The following is a 13,318-nucleotide window of genomic DNA, read 5'->3' on the forward strand; positions in this document are numbered from 1 at the left end:
CGGGCGCTGTCGCCCGCCGAATTCTTAGGTTCGTGCCCAGCAAGGGCCGGGACGCCCCGGCTCAGTTCATCCGCAGGATCGGCTTGATGGTCTTGCCGCTTTCCGAATCCCGGATCGCCTCGTTGATGGCGTCGAAGGGATAGAACGTCACCAGCCGTTCGAACGGGAAATGCCCCTTGGCCTGAAGCTCCACGAGCATCGGGATGAAGGTGTCCGGATTGGACTCGCCTTCGACGATGCCCATAAGCCGCCGTCCGCCGCTCATGAAGTGCACCTCGTCGAGCGCGATCTCGCTGCCCGGGGCCGACGCACCCAGAATCCCGCACGTTCCCATCGGCGCAAGCGCCATCACCGCACTGCGGATGACCTTCGAAAGCCCTGTGGTATCGAGGGCGAAGTTGAGCCCGTAGCCGGTGATCTTCAGGATCTCGGCGGTCGCATCGACCTTGGCGGGGTTGATCGTATGGGTCGCGCCGAGCTCGCGGGCGAGCTCCAGCCGGGCGTCGTGCATATCGACGGCGATGATCGTGGTGGCCCCGACCACCTTGGCCGCCATCAGCGCCGACAGCCCGACCGACCCAGAGCCGAACACTGCGAACGATTTTCCGGCTGAAACCTTGAGCGCATTCATCACCGCGCCCGCTCCGGTCTGGATGCCGCAGGCGAGCGGTCCGAGCAGTTCGAGCGGCGCGCTGTCTGGCACCTTCACGACGTTCGCCTCATGGCAGATGGCGTGGGTCGCGAAGGACGACTGACCGAAGAAATTGCCGTGAATGCGCGCGCCGCCGGCCGAGAGCGCGCTCGTGCCGTCGGCACGCGTGGCGAAGAAATTGCGCGGGAAAAACTCGTGGCAATAGCTGATGTGGTGGTCCTGGCAGCTCGGACAGTGCCCGCACGAATTGAAGGTCATGACGACCCTGTCGCCCGGACGAACCTTCGTGATGGCGGTGCCGACCTTCTCCACCACGCCGGCCCCCTCGTGGCCCAGCACGACCGGCTGCGGCGTCGGCAACACGCCGTCACGGGCGGAGATGTCGGTGTGGCAAACGCCGGTTGCGACGACCTTGACGAGGATTTCGTTGTCCCTCGGATCCTCGATCTCGATCGTTTCGAGGCTGAGGTCGGCACGCTGCGCGCGCGCAAGGGCGGCTCTGATCTGCATGGCAAACTCCGGACTGTAGGGGCAAGACGGCGGACGCGGGCGGCACGGCCCGCGTCCGAAGGCGACGCGCGTGCGGGGTCAGAACGGATAGGGCGCGGCGGCGTCCTTCACCGAGATCCACTTCCAGGTGGTGAACTCCTCGATGTCGGCGGGGCCGCCGATCCGGGTTCCGTTGCCCGACTTGCGCGGGCCGCCGAACGGCGCGAACGGGCCGCCGTTGACCGTCTGATCGTTGACGTGGACCATGCCCACGTCGAGTTCGTCGGCGATCCTGAGCGCGCGGGTCGTATCCGCAGAGATCACGCCGGCCGCGAGGCCGTAGTCGCTCGAATTGGTGTACTCGATCGCCTCCGCCTCGGTCGCGAACGGCGCGATGCAGGCGACGGGACCGAAGATCTCCTCGTTGAAGGCCCGCATGCCGGGCGTGACACCGGTGAGCACGGTCGCCGCATAGAACCGCCCATCGTGGGTGCCGCCGGCGAGCAGCCGCGCGCCCTTGGCGACGGCATCGTCGACGATCGCCTGGATGCTCTCGACCTGGCCGTCCGAAATGATCGGCCCGAGCGCGACCTGAAGGGTGGAGGGATCGCCGGCCGGCAGGTGCCGTGCCTTTGCGGCGAGGCGGTCCGCCAGCGCATCGGCGATGGCTTCCTGGGCGAGGATCAGGCCCGTCGCCATGCAGATCTGACCCTGGTGCATGAACGTACCCCAGGCACAGTTCGATGCCGCGATGTCGAGATCGGCGTCCTCGAGCACGATGAGCGAATTCTTGCCGCCGAGCTCGAGCTGCACCTTCTTGAAGTGCTTGCCGGCGATCTCCGCCACGCGGGAGCCGCCCCGCGCCGAGCCGGTGAAGGAAATCATCGCGATGTTCGGATCGGTGCACATCGCCTCGCCGGCCTCGGCGCCGCCCGCCACGACCTGGAGCACGCCCTTCGGCAGGCCGGCCTCCTCGAAGATGCGCGCGATGATGACGCCGCCGGAGATCGGCGTGCGCGGATCGGGCTTGTGAACGACCGCGTTGCCGAAGGCGAGCGCCGCGGCGATGGAGCGGATCGAGAGCACGAGGGGAAAATTGAACGGCGAGATGACGCCGACGACGCCGTGCGGCACGCGCTTGGCGTAGTTCGTCCGCGCGTCCATCGCCGGGATCATCACGCCCATCGGCGCCACGGCGAGGCTCGCCGCATGGCGAATGAAGTGCGTGCCGTGTTCGATCTCGATCGCCGCCTTGGGGTGGATCGAACCGGATTCGCGCATGATCCACGGGATCAGTTCGGCGCCGTTCTGTTCGAGAAAATCGGCAGCCTTCGTCAGAATCCGCGCGCGCTCGGTCGGGAGTGTCCTGCTCCAGCCGCGCTGGGCCGCGCGGGCTTCCGCCGCGGCGCGGGCGATGTCGGCGGCCCCGGCGATGCCGACCGACGCAATCACCGCCCCGCTCGCCGGATCGGCGACGTCGATCGTACCGGCTTCGGTCACTCGCCAATCGCCGAGATATGCGCGGCCCTGCCAGCGCTCCGGGCTCAGGAATGTCTTCGGATGGGCGTTCATCGCTTTCCTCCTTGTCCGCCGCGGAACGAGACACGGCATCGCGGCTCCGAGCCGGACGCGTGAGCGTCCTCTCTCGCCGGAGTGCCATTCGATCAGCGCCGTGTCGGCGTTCCTCCTCCCGCTTCCTCGAGCGGTTCGGGGACCAACAGCGCAAAGGCCGTGCCAAATCGGAAGCGCAACGCCAGCGGCCATCCCGCTGCGGCATAACCAATTGAGGTTATTGCATTTTGTAGAAGATCGCGGGGCAGCGGCGCGCTTATGCTCCCGCTTGCGATTATGAAAATGATGAAATAGCCTTCATGAAATCATCATAACCTCGATGGTTCCCACGATGGCTTCGCAGCGCCCGCCCGGGCTGATCTCCCTCGCCGAAGCCTCCCGCAAGACGGGCAAGATCCTCACGCGCGGCGCCTTCAGCGAACGCGACACCGGCGCCGCACCGACCCTGAGCGACCTCACCGAAGCGCTCCACTTCGCGCTCGGCGACGGCCGGATCTGGCTCAATGACCAGCGCATGGTGCTCATGCAATCGCTGGTGCTCGGCCGTCTCCGCCAGGAGATCATCGACGCCTTCGGCCTGGAAACGGCGAAGGGCATCTTCATGCGTGTCGGCTACATGCAGGGCGTGCGCGATGCCGAGCTGATCCGGAAGCGCTTTCCGCCGGACACTCTGACCCACGCCCTGGCCGCCGGGCCGCGGGTCCACACGCTGGAAGGCTTCGTCAAGGTGACGACGAAGCAGTTCGAGTTCGATCTCCAGAAGGGCACCTATTTCGGCGAGTTCCAGTGGGACGATTCGTCGGAGGCGGCCGAGCATCTCGCGAGCTACGGCATCGCGACCGAGCCGGTCTGCTGGATGCAGACGGGCTATCCGTCTGGCTACACCAGCACCCTGTTCGGCCGACCGGTCATCTTCCGCGAGATCGAATGTGCCGGCATGGGCGCGGCGCGCTGCCTCGTCGTCGGCCAGCACGCCGACGGATGGGAGAAGGACGCTCCGGAGCGTCATTATCTCGGCCTCGACTGGAAGGCCCGGCCGAAACGCGGCACGGCGCGCGCCACCCAAGCGGCCGCGGCGCAGGCGGCCGGCCCGGGCGGAGCAGAGGCGGACGACAATCAGGTCGTCGGCGTGTCGGCGAGCTTTTTGCGCACCCGGCTGATGCTGGAGAAGGTCGCCGATACCAACGCCACGGTGCTCTTCATCGGCGAATCCGGCGTCGGCAAGGAGCTGTTCTCGAGCGAGTTGCACAGGCTCAGCCCGCGGCAGAGCAGGCCCTTCGTGCCGATCAATTGCGCGGCGATTCCGGAGACTCTGGTCGAGTCCGAGCTGTTCGGCGTCGAGCGGGGGCCTTCACCGGCGCGGTGCAATCGCGCGCCGGCTACTTCGAGCGCGCCCACCGCGGCACGCTGTTTCTCGACGAGATCGCCTCGCTCACCTACGCGGCGCAGGGCAAGGTGCTGCGGGCGATCCAGGAGCGCAAGATCGAGCGGGTCGGCGGCAGCAAGACCGTGCCGATCGATGTGCGGGTCGTCGCCGCCTCGAACGTCGATCTCTCGGAGGAGGTGCGCGCGGGCCGGTTCCGGCAGGACCTCTATTTCCGACTCTGCGTCTTCCCGATCGTCATCCCGCCGCTGCGTGATCGCCGCGACGACATCCCGCTGCTCGCGGAGCACTTCCTGAAGCTGTTCCGCGAACGCCACCGGCGCGACGTGCCGGGCTTCACTCGCCGGGCCATGGAAGCGCTGCTCGCCTACGATTTCCCCGGCAACATCCGCGAGCTCCAGAACCTCGTCGAGCGCGGCGTGATCTGCGCCGACAACGGGTCGCTGATCGATGTCGCCCATCTCTTTACGGGCTTCGAGAAAGCGCCCTCCCTCGCCCTGCGGCTGACCGGCGAAGGCCGCATCGGCCGCTCTCCCGGCAGGGCGCGCGACCCGCAGCCGATGACGAGCGCGGCAGCGCTCAAGCGGGCGGAGGAAGACCTCTACCGATCGGCGCTCGAGGCGGCCGGCGGCAATATCTCCGCCGCCGCCCGCCAACTCGGCCTGAGCCGGGCGAAGCTCGACTATCGCCTCAAGACGCGGCGAACCGAGGGTTGAAGGACCGCGCCGTCAGCGGAAGCAGAGCACGTCCGCTTCGGCCTGGGCGCGGCGAACGCTCGCGACGATATCGTCGAACGACTTCACCGATTTGAACACCATCGTGTTCTGCCCGACCCCCTGGCGCATCGAGAGGATCGTCTGCGCCTGCTCGTAACGGTCGTACGGGATGATCGAGGCGATGGTGTCGATCGAACAGGCACAGTGGGACATCACGTCCCGCCCCTGCCCGTTCACCGCCATGCAGGCGAGCACGTAATCGACGCGCGCCTCGGTCGGGTAATCGTTCGCCGTCGGGTCGGCCCGCGCGGTGTGCGGCACCACGGCGAGGCCCACCATCAGGGCAAGCGGCGCCAGACGGGGGCCGAAGCGCGGCTTGAAATGGGAACGGATGCTCATCGGTTCGTCCTCGGTCGTTTTACTCGCTGGGTCCCCGCGCCGTGGCCGGCGTCTTGTTGACCTTGTCGTTTCAGGTGGTCGTCCGCGATCCGCGCGGCGGCGTCATGCCTCCGCGGCCCAGCGGGCCTGGGCGAGGTCGAGCATGAAGCCCCGGCCCCTGACGGTGACGAGCGGCGGCCCCCCGCCCGCGACAGCTCCGCCAGCTTCCCCCGCAAATAGCCGACATAGACATCGACCACGTTGAGCGACACGCCGCCCTGGTTCGCCCAGAGCTGGTCGAAGATCTCGTTGCGCGGCAGTGGCCGGTTCGGCGCGCGCATCAGCATTTCGAGAAGATCCGCCTCGCGCTGGGTGAGCCGCGTCTTCGCCGACCCGTAGCGCGCCTCGCGCAGGTTGAGGTCGAGTTCGAGGCGTCCGGCCGAAACGAGCGAGGCCTCCGTCGCGCCGAGGCGGCGCAGCAGATGGGTTCTGAGGCGCGCGACGAGCTCCGCAAACGAGAACGGCTTCACGATATAATCGTCGGCCCCGGCCGATAGTCCTTCCGCCCGGTCGCGCACCTCGTCCTTGGCGCTGAGGAAGAGGATCGGCCCGGCATGACCGAGGGTCCGCAACGCGCGGCAAACCTCGATCCCGGACGCATCGGGCAGCATCATGTCGAGCACGACCGCCGCGGGTAGCCCCTTGCGCGCCTCCGTCACCGCCGCCGCCGCGGTCTCGACGACGGTTACGGAGAAGCCCTCGGATTCGAGCCCGCGCGCGAGCACAGAGCCGATGTCGACGTCGTCTTCCACCACAAGAACATTCATGCCGCGTCATCTCCGGCGAATTCGGCCATGGCGGGCAATCCGCCGGGGCCGCGCGCATCGCCATAACCAGGCATCTTCGGCAGCCTGATCCGCACGTCCGTTCCGCGCGGCTCGGCCGGCATGATGCCGATGGTGCCACCATGCCGCTCCACGACCCAGCGCGCCAGAGCCAGACCGATGCCGAAGCCGCCGCTCTTCTCGCCGCCGCCCGATCGCGCGAACCGCTCGAACAGACTCTGCAAGGCTTCCGGCGCGATCCCGCATCCGTCATCGGCGAGGAGGATCGAAACGGCGTCCGCCGTCTCCTCGCCGCGCAGCTCGATCCGGGTCGCGCCCGTGGCGTGCTCAAACGCGTTTCCGATCAGGCCCTCGACGACCTGTCGAAGCCATTCCCGATCGGCGAGGACGATCGGGTCGGTCGGCCCGTGCACCAACGTCAACGCGATCCCGCGGCGAACGGCGTGCCGCGCGAAGCCGTCGATCGCCTCTTCGAGCACCGCATTCAGAGAGACCTCTTCGCGGTGAAGCTCGATTTCGCCCGAGGCCGAACGGGCGACGCGCAGCATATCCCCGACGCGTCGATGCAGGCGCTGCGCCCGCCCGCGGATGGTGAGGAAGGCCGCGCGCAGGGGCCCGTCCTCCTTCGCGAGACCGCGCAGCGCCACATCGCACTCGCCGAGGATCACAGTCAGCGGCGTGCGCAGTTCGTGGCTGACGTCGGCGAAGAAGCGGCGTCGCTGGCCGTCAACCGTCGTCAGGCGGGCGTTGGCGGCCTGGAGCTCGGCGGTACGGTCCGCGATCGTTCGCTCGAGCGCGGCGCGATCGGTGACGACCCGACGTTCGCGGCGCGCAAGCCGTGCCGCCATGCGATTGAACTGGGCGACGAGCAGGCCGAGTTCGTCGCGCCCACCCCCGGCGATCCGAATCTCGAGCTGGCCTCGGCCGACCGCCGCCGCGCCGGCCTCGATCTCGGCGATCCGGCGCACCAGCGGCCCGGTGATCCGTCGGTGCAGGGCGACCATCAGAAGGATGGCGAGCACCGCCGCGGCGGCCGCGCCCCATTGAAGGCGCTCTGACAGCGTGCGCGCTGCCTGCCGGGTGCGTTCGATTTCGCGGCGCTCGGCATCGACGAGGCTCGAAAGCTGGGGGCCCGCCGACGCGGCGAAGGCATTGAGCGCGCCCTTCACGGTATCGGTCCGGGCCATCGTGTCGGGCATGCGCCGCGCCTCGGCAATCTGGCGGTCGAGCAGATCGAAATCGGCCGAGATGCGGGCAAGTTGCGCCGGCTCGATGGTGACGGCCCCTCCCGCTGCGGCGACGACGCGGAAGGCCGCGGATACCGACGCCCGCGCCGTCGCCATGGCGCCGTTGACGCCCGACGTGCTGCCCGCCGCCGCGACCGCAGCGAGGCCGTAATCGGAAAGCCGGCCGGACAGGCTCGCCAGCAGATCGAGACGGGTCCGCGCGGTGAAGGCGCGTTCGAGCGCGGCGTCGGACGCGCGCAGCCCCTCGACCAGCGAAAACGCCGCCACGACGGCCGTCAGCACCGCCGCTCCGGCGAGGATGGCGAGCCTCAGCCGGATCGAACTCATTCTCAAACGCGGACCGCGGCGGCGCACGTCATCTCCCTCGATGCGCCGCCCTTGTCCGCCTTCGGCGTCGGCGACGTCAGATATCGATCTTTTTCGCCGAAGTCGGCACGCAACGCCAGCGCGTCACATGCCAAGCGGGGTGGCTCGTCTGCCATTCGACGATGGCGAACTGCGCAGCACTCATGCACTGCATCGCAGCGGCATTCTCGATCGACCAGACGATCTGCTCTTCGCGACAGGTCTTGGGCTCTGCCACGAGGCATACGGCCATGAGGAGAAGCATGCACGATCTCCTTCTTCACGCCACTGCCCTGCCGGCGTCCACTGGGGAGGAGCGGTCGCCGCGCAATCGAACAGCCGTACGAGGCGCACGGCATCACGGCTCCGTCGGCAGGGGCGGATCGAGGAGCCGGTTTTTCACGATCCAGCGGACACCGCGAACCCAACCATCGTCGGTGTCGCCACGGATATCGGCGAGCCCGGCCCGAACCAGTTTGCCGGAGCGCGCGTCGTCGATCTTAACGCGAAAGGACAGGATGAGATTGGACGTTTTTTGCACCAACAGGGTGGCGACCCAGTCCGCCCCGAGCGACTTCGCGATGTCGTCCTCGCAGCCGTTGCACTTGTAGACGGGTCCTTCGTCGGCGATCCGCGCGGCCGCTGGCGTCACATCCACCACCTCGACCTCCCCGGATTGGGCGAGCAGCTTGCGCAGTTCCGCTGTGACGAGATCGAGGCGGTGCTGCAAGTCCGGCGACGGATTTCGGGTCGCGGCGCCGCTCATGTCGAGAAGTTCTGCCGGTAGGACGGCAACATGCGGCGCGGCCTCGGCCGTGGCCGAGGTCAGCCCCGCGACCAAGGCGAGCGCCGCCATCATCGCTTTTTTGTGAAGTTGTTTTCGCAAGATGACCCTCGCAACCACCGCAACGAACAGATCACGCTAGGTCTAGGGCGCTGCGGCGAGGCCGACAAGTCCCGCACAGGACTCTTATATTTCTCTTATGAGGGCTGCTGTGCTTGATCTTGACGCGAGAGATAGGAAGCTGCGCAAGCTGCTGCGATCCGGGTACGGGAGCGTTCGAATGAGTGTGGGATCCTGGGTGCGGGCCGGCCTGTTCGGGCTGGGTCTCGCCGCGGCACCGATGGCGGTCGGCCCTGCTGCGGCGGACGCCGGCGACATCGCGATCGGCGTGATCATGCGCAAGATCCCGCCGCCGCCGGCGGATGCGATCGATCCGGTTCCGGTCGACGAGGGCGTCGCCGGCGCGCGGATCGCGATCGAGGACAACAACACCACCGGCCGTTTCATGAAGCAGCATTATGCGCTCAGTGAAACGGTGCTCGACAAGGACCAATCCCCGGTCGACGCGGCGAAGGCCCTCGTCGCCAAGGGCACCAAGATCCTGGTGCTGTCGCTGCCCGCCGCCGACGTCACGGCAGTCGCCGATGCGGTGAAGGATGCGGGCGCCATCGTCTTCAACGCGGGGGCGACCGACGACAGCCTCCGCAATGCGGATTGCCGCGTCAACGTGTTCTCGGTCGCGCCGAGCCGGGCGATGCTCACCGACGCCTTGATGCAATATCTGGCGACCAAGCGCTGGACCAACCTCTTCCTCGTCACCGGGCCGACCCCGGCCGACGGGCTCTACGCGGATCAGGTCCGCCGCGCGGCCAAGAAGTTCGGCCTCAAAATCGGGTCGGAGAAAGCCTGGACCTTCGGCGCACTCGCGACCGCCCGGGCGGACGGCCCGATCTCGGCCGACGCCCTCGTTTTCACCCGCGGCGTCGATTACGACGTCCTCATCGTCGCCGACGAGCCCGGCGATTTCGGCGATTACGTCCTCTACCGCACCTGGTCGCCGAAGCTCGTGGCGGGCACCCAGGGTCTCATCGCCACGACGATGCATCCCACACTTCAGGTCTGGGGCGCGACGCAGCTTCAGAACCGCTTCCAGCGCACCTTCCAGCGGCGGATGCGGCCGGTCGATTATCAGGTCTGGATGGCGGTCCGCGCGGTCGGCGAAGCGGCGACGCGAACCCGCAGCGGCGATCCGGCGGCGCTCGCCGCCTTCATGGTGAAGCCCGAGTTCCAGCTCGCCGCCTACAAGGGCGTGCCGACGAGCTTCCGCCCGTGGGACCATCAACTGCGCCAGCCGATCCTGGTGGTGCAGCCGATGTCGCTCGTGTCCGTCTCGCCGCAGCCGGAATTCCTCCACCAGCGCTCGCCGCTCGACTCGCTCGGCACCGACGAGCCGGAATCGACCTGCAAGTTCCACTGAGACCCGCTTTCGAAAGCGGGCCGCCGTTCGCAAGCGGCCCGCTCGTCACACCCGAAGAGAAGGTCCGCATCGCGGGCAACAAAGGGCCGGCCCGATCGGACCGGTCGAACAGGGAGGATCTTCCATGCGCGCGCTCGTCGCCGTCACGCTCGGTCTCGCCACGCTCGCCGCGAGCGGCCCCGCCTTCGCCTACAAGGCCTATGTCTCGAACGAAGCCGACAACACCGTCAGCGTCATCGACACCGACACCTGGAAGGTGGTCGACACGGTCGATGCCGGCCGGCGTCCGCGCGGCATCACGCTGAGCCCCGACGGCAAGTCGCTCTATGTCTGCGCCAGCGACGACGACGGCGTGAACGTGCTCGACGCAGCCACAATGAAGATCGAGCGCACGCTGCAATCGGGCGAAGATCCCGAACTGTTCGTCCTCGCGCCCAAGGGCAACCCGCTTTACATCGCCAACGAAGACTCCGCCGCCGTCACCGTCCTCGACGTCGAGAAGAACCAGGTCATCGCCCAGGTGCCGGTCGGCGTCGAGCCGGAGGGCATGGAGATCAGTCCGGACGGCAAGATCCTGATCTCGACCTCCGAAACCACCAACATGGCGCACTTCATCGACACCTCGACCTACCAGGTGATCGACAGCGTCCTCGTCGACTCGCGCCCCCGCTACGCGCAGTTCAGCGAGGATGGCAAGGTTCTCTGGGTCAGCTCGGAGGTGGGCGGCACCGTCAGCATCATCGATCCAACCACCAAGCAGATCACGAACAAGATTTCCTTCGCGATCCCCGGCGTGGACAAGGAGGCGATCCAGCCGGTCGGCATCGCCCTCACCAAGGACGGCAAATACGGCTTCGTGGCGCTCGGCCCCGCGAACCGGGTCGCCGTGATCGACGCCAAGACCTTCAAGGTGCTCGACTACCTTCTGGTCGGCCAGCGCGTCTGGCATCTCGCGCTCACGCCGGATCAGAAGTACCTTCTGACGACGAACGGCGTTTCCGGCGACGTGACGGTGATCGATGTGGCGGCCTTGAAGCCCATCAAGTCGATCCCCGTCGGCCGCTATCCCTGGGGCGTCGTGATCTCGCCGAACTGAGCCCCGCGCAGGAGTGCCGATGACGTCGCCCATGCCTGCCGTGCCGATGCCGGACGCTGCCTTGTCGGTGGAAGGCGTCGGCCATCGCTTCGGGCGGCGGGAGGCATTGCGCGACGTTTCCATCGTCGTGCCGAGCGGGGGCTTCGTCGCCCTGCTCGGCCCGAACGGAGCCGGCAAGACGACCCTGTTCTCGGTGACGACGCGTCTTTACGACAACCGCACCGGCCGCATCCGCATCTTCGGCCACGATCTGCGGCGCGAACCCTCCCTCGCGCTCGCGGAGATGGGGGTCGTGTTCCAGGCGCGAACCCTCGACCTCGATCTGTCGGTGCAGCAGAACCTCGCTTATCACGCGGCCCTCCATGGCCTCTCCGGGGCCGCCGTGAAGGCGCGGATCGCGGAACTGCTCGGCCGCGTCGGGCTCACCGACCGCGCCGGCGACAAGGTGCGCAACCTCTCCGGCGGACAGGCGCGGCGGGTCGAAATCGCCCGCGCCCTCGTGCACAATCCCCGCCTTCTCCTGCTCGACGAGCCCACCGTCGGCCTCGATCTCGAATCCCGCGCGGCGATCGTGGCGATCGTGCGCGATCTGGTGCGGACAGAAGGGCTCTCGGTGCTCTGGTCCACCCACCTGTTCGACGAGATCGAGCCGGACGACACCGTGTTCGTGCTCCATCGCGGCCGCATCCTCACCTCGGGCAGCGCCGCGGCGATCGCCGGGGACACCGATCTCGCGACCGCGTTCCGAGCCCTCACGGCCGACGACGGGTCGGCGCCGGAGGCCGCCGCATGAGCCACGCCGCGCCCCGATCGCTCGGCCTCAAGGGCCATCTCGTCTGCCTCTTCGGCATCGTCGGCCGCGAATTGCTGCGCTTCCTGCACCAGCGCGAGCGGTTCTTCTCGGCCCTGGTGCGCCCGCTGATCTGGCTGATGATCTTCGCCGCCGGCTTCCGCAGCGTTCTCGGCGTCTCGATCATCCCGCCCTACGAGACCTACGTGCTCTACGAGGTCTACGTGACGCCGGGCCTCGCGGCGATGGTGCAACTCTTCAACGGCATGCAGTCCTCGCTCTCGATGGTCTACGACCGCGAAGTGGGTTCGATGCGCGTCCTGATGACGAGCCCGTTCCCGCGTTGGTACCTTCTGCTGTCGAAGCTCGTCGCCGGCGTCTCGGTGTCGGTCGTCCAGGTCTACGCCTTCTTGATTGTCGCCCAGATCTGGGGCGTCGATCTGCCCTGGCTCGGCCTCGTGACCGCGCTGCCGGCGTTCATCCTCGCCGGGCTGATGCTCGGTTCGATCGGCCTTTTCATCTCCTCGTTCGTGCGCCAACTCGAAAATTTCGCGAGCGTGATGAACTTCGTGATCTTCCCAATGTTCTTCGCCTCGTCGGCACTCTACCCGCTGTGGCGCATCCGCGAGGCGAGCGAGACGCTCTATATCGTCTGCCTCGCAAATCCCTTCACCCACGCGGTCGAATTGGTGCGCTTCGCGCTCTATGAACAAATCGATCCGCTGTCGCTCGGCGTGGTGTCCTGCGTCACCCTGGTCTTTTTCCTCGGTGCCGTTGCGGCCTACGATCCGGGGCGTGGAATGATCGGCCGCCGCGGCGGCCCAAAAGCAGAAACATGATCCGGGAGAGATGCTCATGAGGCTCGACGCCTGGTTCGGCGCGGCATTCCTCGGCGAGCCGGGCCGACGCCCCCGCCTGCCGCTCGCCGCCCTGACGGCCTTCGCCCTGGTTGCCGCCACCCAGACGGCGGCGGCGCAGCCGAAACCCGACCCCGACTGGCCGTGTGCGCAACGGCGCGTCCCGACCATCAGCGCCGGCGCCGTCTGGTCCGGCCCACCGCTCGATCAGGCCGGCGATTGGGGCCAGGACTTCCAGGCCGCCGAGCTGGCGCAGACGCTCGCGTCCCGTCGCACCCCGGACTCCGAGATGGACGGCCTGATCGACGCCTTCCTGGAGAAGGTCGCCGCCGACCCGTCGGCCGGGACCAAGGACCAGCGGCTGACCCACGTCTTCGCCGGCGTGTTCGAACTCCTGAACACGGAACGGGCCCGCATCCTCGACGGCATCACCCGCTATTCGCGGGCGCAGAACCGGCTCGCGGAGAAGATCCGGGGCGAGAGCGACAAGCTGAGCGAACTCAAGGACTCGCCCGCCGCGCCGGAAACGGACGAGACGCGGACGCTCGAGACGGCGCTCAAATGGGACGACCGCATCTTCCAGGAGCGCCGTCAGTCGCTGACCTATGTCTGCGAGACGCCCGTGCTGCTCGAAAAGCGAGCCTTCGACATCGGCCGCAAGATCCAGGCGAAGCTCTGAAAGAAGG

12 protein-coding genes and 3 pseudogenes are annotated in these 13,318 nt (G+C 67.7%); 8 read left to right on the forward strand and 7 right to left on the reverse strand.

Annotated features, from left to right (window positions below; all coding sequences use genetic code 11):
- Positions 1–61 precede the first annotated feature (61 nt).
- Together F0357_RS23510 and F0357_RS23515 are read right to left on the reverse strand one after the other, a co-directional pair.
- Positions 62–1,162, reverse strand: a complete 1,101-nt coding sequence (locus tag F0357_RS23510; RefSeq protein ID WP_153491179.1) for an NAD(P)-dependent alcohol dehydrogenase — start codon at positions 1,160–1,162, stop codon at positions 62–64.
- A 78-nt stretch (positions 1,163–1,240) separates the two neighbouring features.
- On the reverse strand, positions 1,241–2,713 hold the full coding sequence (locus F0357_RS23515; RefSeq protein WP_153491183.1) for a benzaldehyde dehydrogenase: 1,473 nt from the start codon (positions 2,711–2,713) through the stop codon (positions 1,241–1,243).
- A 331-nt stretch (positions 2,714–3,044) separates the two neighbouring features.
- Between F0357_RS23515 and F0357_RS23520 the strand changes: the two are divergent.
- The 3 genes and pseudogenes from F0357_RS23520 to F0357_RS24845 form a co-directional block, all read left to right on the forward strand.
- Positions 3,045–4,391, forward strand: a pseudogene (locus F0357_RS23520) (sigma-54-dependent Fis family transcriptional regulator); the annotation flags it as partial.
- Between the two features lie 17 nt (positions 4,392–4,408).
- Positions 4,409–4,519, forward strand: a pseudogene (locus tag F0357_RS25640) (AAA-type ATPase lid domain-containing protein); the annotation flags it as partial.
- A gap of 138 nt (positions 4,520–4,657) precedes the next feature.
- Entirely contained in the window at positions 4,658–4,813 is a 156-nt protein-coding gene (locus F0357_RS24845) for a helix-turn-helix domain-containing protein (RefSeq protein ID WP_246161937.1), read from the forward strand.
- Positions 4,814–4,825: 12 nt separating this feature from the next.
- On the opposite strand, the gene F0357_RS23525 is transcribed toward F0357_RS24845, so the two are convergent.
- The 5 genes and pseudogenes from F0357_RS23525 to F0357_RS23545 form a co-directional block, all read right to left on the reverse strand.
- Positions 4,826–5,212: a hypothetical protein gene (locus tag F0357_RS23525; protein ID WP_208948570.1), complete on the reverse strand. Its 387-nt coding sequence runs from the start codon at positions 5,210–5,212 to the stop codon at positions 4,826–4,828.
- A gap of 102 nt (positions 5,213–5,314) precedes the next feature.
- A pseudogene (locus tag F0357_RS23530) lies at positions 5,315–6,018 on the reverse strand (response regulator transcription factor).
- Positions 6,015–7,610 carry a sensor histidine kinase gene (locus F0357_RS23535; RefSeq protein ID WP_153491192.1) on the reverse strand — a complete coding sequence of 532 codons (1,596 nt, stop codon included), beginning with the start codon at positions 7,608–7,610 and terminating at the stop codon, positions 6,015–6,017. Before F0357_RS23535 ends, F0357_RS23530 begins: the two are co-directional and overlap by 4 nt.
- Before the next feature lie 76 nt (positions 7,611–7,686).
- A complete protein-coding gene (locus F0357_RS23540; RefSeq protein ID WP_153491196.1) occupies positions 7,687–7,893 on the reverse strand; it encodes a hypothetical protein in 207 nt (68 codons plus the stop codon).
- Positions 7,894–7,986: 93 nt separating this feature from the next.
- Positions 7,987–8,487: a DUF3280 domain-containing protein gene (locus F0357_RS23545; protein WP_153491199.1), complete on the reverse strand. Its 501-nt coding sequence runs from the start codon at positions 8,485–8,487 to the stop codon at positions 7,987–7,989.
- A 205-nt stretch (positions 8,488–8,692) separates the two neighbouring features.
- On the opposite strand from F0357_RS23545, the gene pedA1 reads away from it, so the two are divergent.
- The 5 genes from pedA1 to F0357_RS23570 all read left to right on the forward strand — a co-directional run bounded on the left by pedA1 (position 8,693) and on the right by F0357_RS23570 (position 13,311).
- The gene (gene pedA1 / locus F0357_RS23550; RefSeq protein WP_153491207.1) at positions 8,693–9,889 is read left to right on the forward strand and encodes a lanthanide ABC transporter ABC transporter substrate-binding protein PedA1; all 1,197 of its coding nucleotides are present in this window, start codon (positions 8,693–8,695) and stop codon (positions 9,887–9,889) included.
- Positions 9,890–10,013: 124 nt separating this feature from the next.
- Entirely contained in the window at positions 10,014–10,985 is a 972-nt protein-coding gene (locus tag F0357_RS23555) for a YVTN family beta-propeller repeat protein (RefSeq protein WP_153491211.1), read from the forward strand.
- 19 nt (positions 10,986–11,004) lie between these two features.
- On the forward strand, positions 11,005–11,778 hold the full coding sequence (pedB, locus tag F0357_RS23560) for a lanthanide ABC transporter ATP-binding protein PedB/LutE (protein ID WP_246161869.1): 774 nt from the start codon (positions 11,005–11,007) through the stop codon (positions 11,776–11,778).
- Positions 11,775–12,614, forward strand: coding sequence for a lanthanide ABC transporter permease protein PedC (gene pedC, locus F0357_RS23565; RefSeq protein ID WP_153491214.1), 840 nt, complete (start codon positions 11,775–11,777; stop codon positions 12,612–12,614). The genes pedB and pedC overlap by 4 nt, the downstream gene beginning before the upstream one ends.
- 16 nt (positions 12,615–12,630) lie before the next feature.
- Positions 12,631–13,311: a hypothetical protein gene (locus F0357_RS23570; protein ID WP_246161870.1), complete on the forward strand. Its 681-nt coding sequence runs from the start codon at positions 12,631–12,633 to the stop codon at positions 13,309–13,311.
- Positions 13,312–13,318: the final 7 nt, after the last annotated feature.

It is taken from the genome of Segnochrobactrum spirostomi (genome assembly GCF_009600605.1).
Taxonomy (GTDB): Bacteria; Pseudomonadota; Alphaproteobacteria; order Rhizobiales; family Segnochrobactraceae; genus Segnochrobactrum; species Segnochrobactrum spirostomi.

What these genes read in the sequence shown, in the direction of transcription:
- pedC (WP_153491214.1), top strand. Translation starts at nt 11,775, where the DNA reads ATGAGCCACGCCGCGCCCCGATCGCTCGGCCTCAAGGGCCATCTCGTC.
- F0357_RS23515 (WP_153491183.1), bottom strand. Translation starts at nt 2,713, where the DNA reads ATGAACGCCCATCCGAAGACATTCCTGAGCCCGGAGCGCTGGCAGGGC.
- F0357_RS23535 (WP_153491192.1), bottom strand. Translation starts at nt 7,610, where the DNA reads ATGAGTTCGATCCGGCTGAGGCTCGCCATCCTCGCCGGAGCGGCGGTG.
- F0357_RS24845 (WP_246161937.1), top strand. Translation starts at nt 4,658, where the DNA reads ATGACGAGCGCGGCAGCGCTCAAGCGGGCGGAGGAAGACCTCTACCGA.
- F0357_RS23525 (WP_208948570.1), bottom strand. Translation starts at nt 5,212, where the DNA reads ATGAGCATCCGTTCCCATTTCAAGCCGCGCTTCGGCCCCCGTCTGGCG.
- pedA1 (WP_153491207.1), top strand. Translation starts at nt 8,693, where the DNA reads ATGAGTGTGGGATCCTGGGTGCGGGCCGGCCTGTTCGGGCTGGGTCTC.
- F0357_RS23510 (WP_153491179.1), bottom strand. Translation starts at nt 1,162, where the DNA reads ATGCAGATCAGAGCCGCCCTTGCGCGCGCGCAGCGTGCCGACCTCAGC.
- F0357_RS23555 (WP_153491211.1), top strand. Translation starts at nt 10,014, where the DNA reads ATGCGCGCGCTCGTCGCCGTCACGCTCGGTCTCGCCACGCTCGCCGCG.
- F0357_RS23545 (WP_153491199.1), bottom strand. Translation starts at nt 8,487, where the DNA reads ATGATGGCGGCGCTCGCCTTGGTCGCGGGGCTGACCTCGGCCACGGCC.
- F0357_RS23540 (WP_153491196.1), bottom strand. Translation starts at nt 7,893, where the DNA reads ATGCTTCTCCTCATGGCCGTATGCCTCGTGGCAGAGCCCAAGACCTGT.
- pedB (WP_246161869.1), top strand. Translation starts at nt 11,005, where the DNA reads ATGACGTCGCCCATGCCTGCCGTGCCGATGCCGGACGCTGCCTTGTCG.
- F0357_RS23570 (WP_246161870.1), top strand. Translation starts at nt 12,631, where the DNA reads ATGAGGCTCGACGCCTGGTTCGGCGCGGCATTCCTCGGCGAGCCGGGC.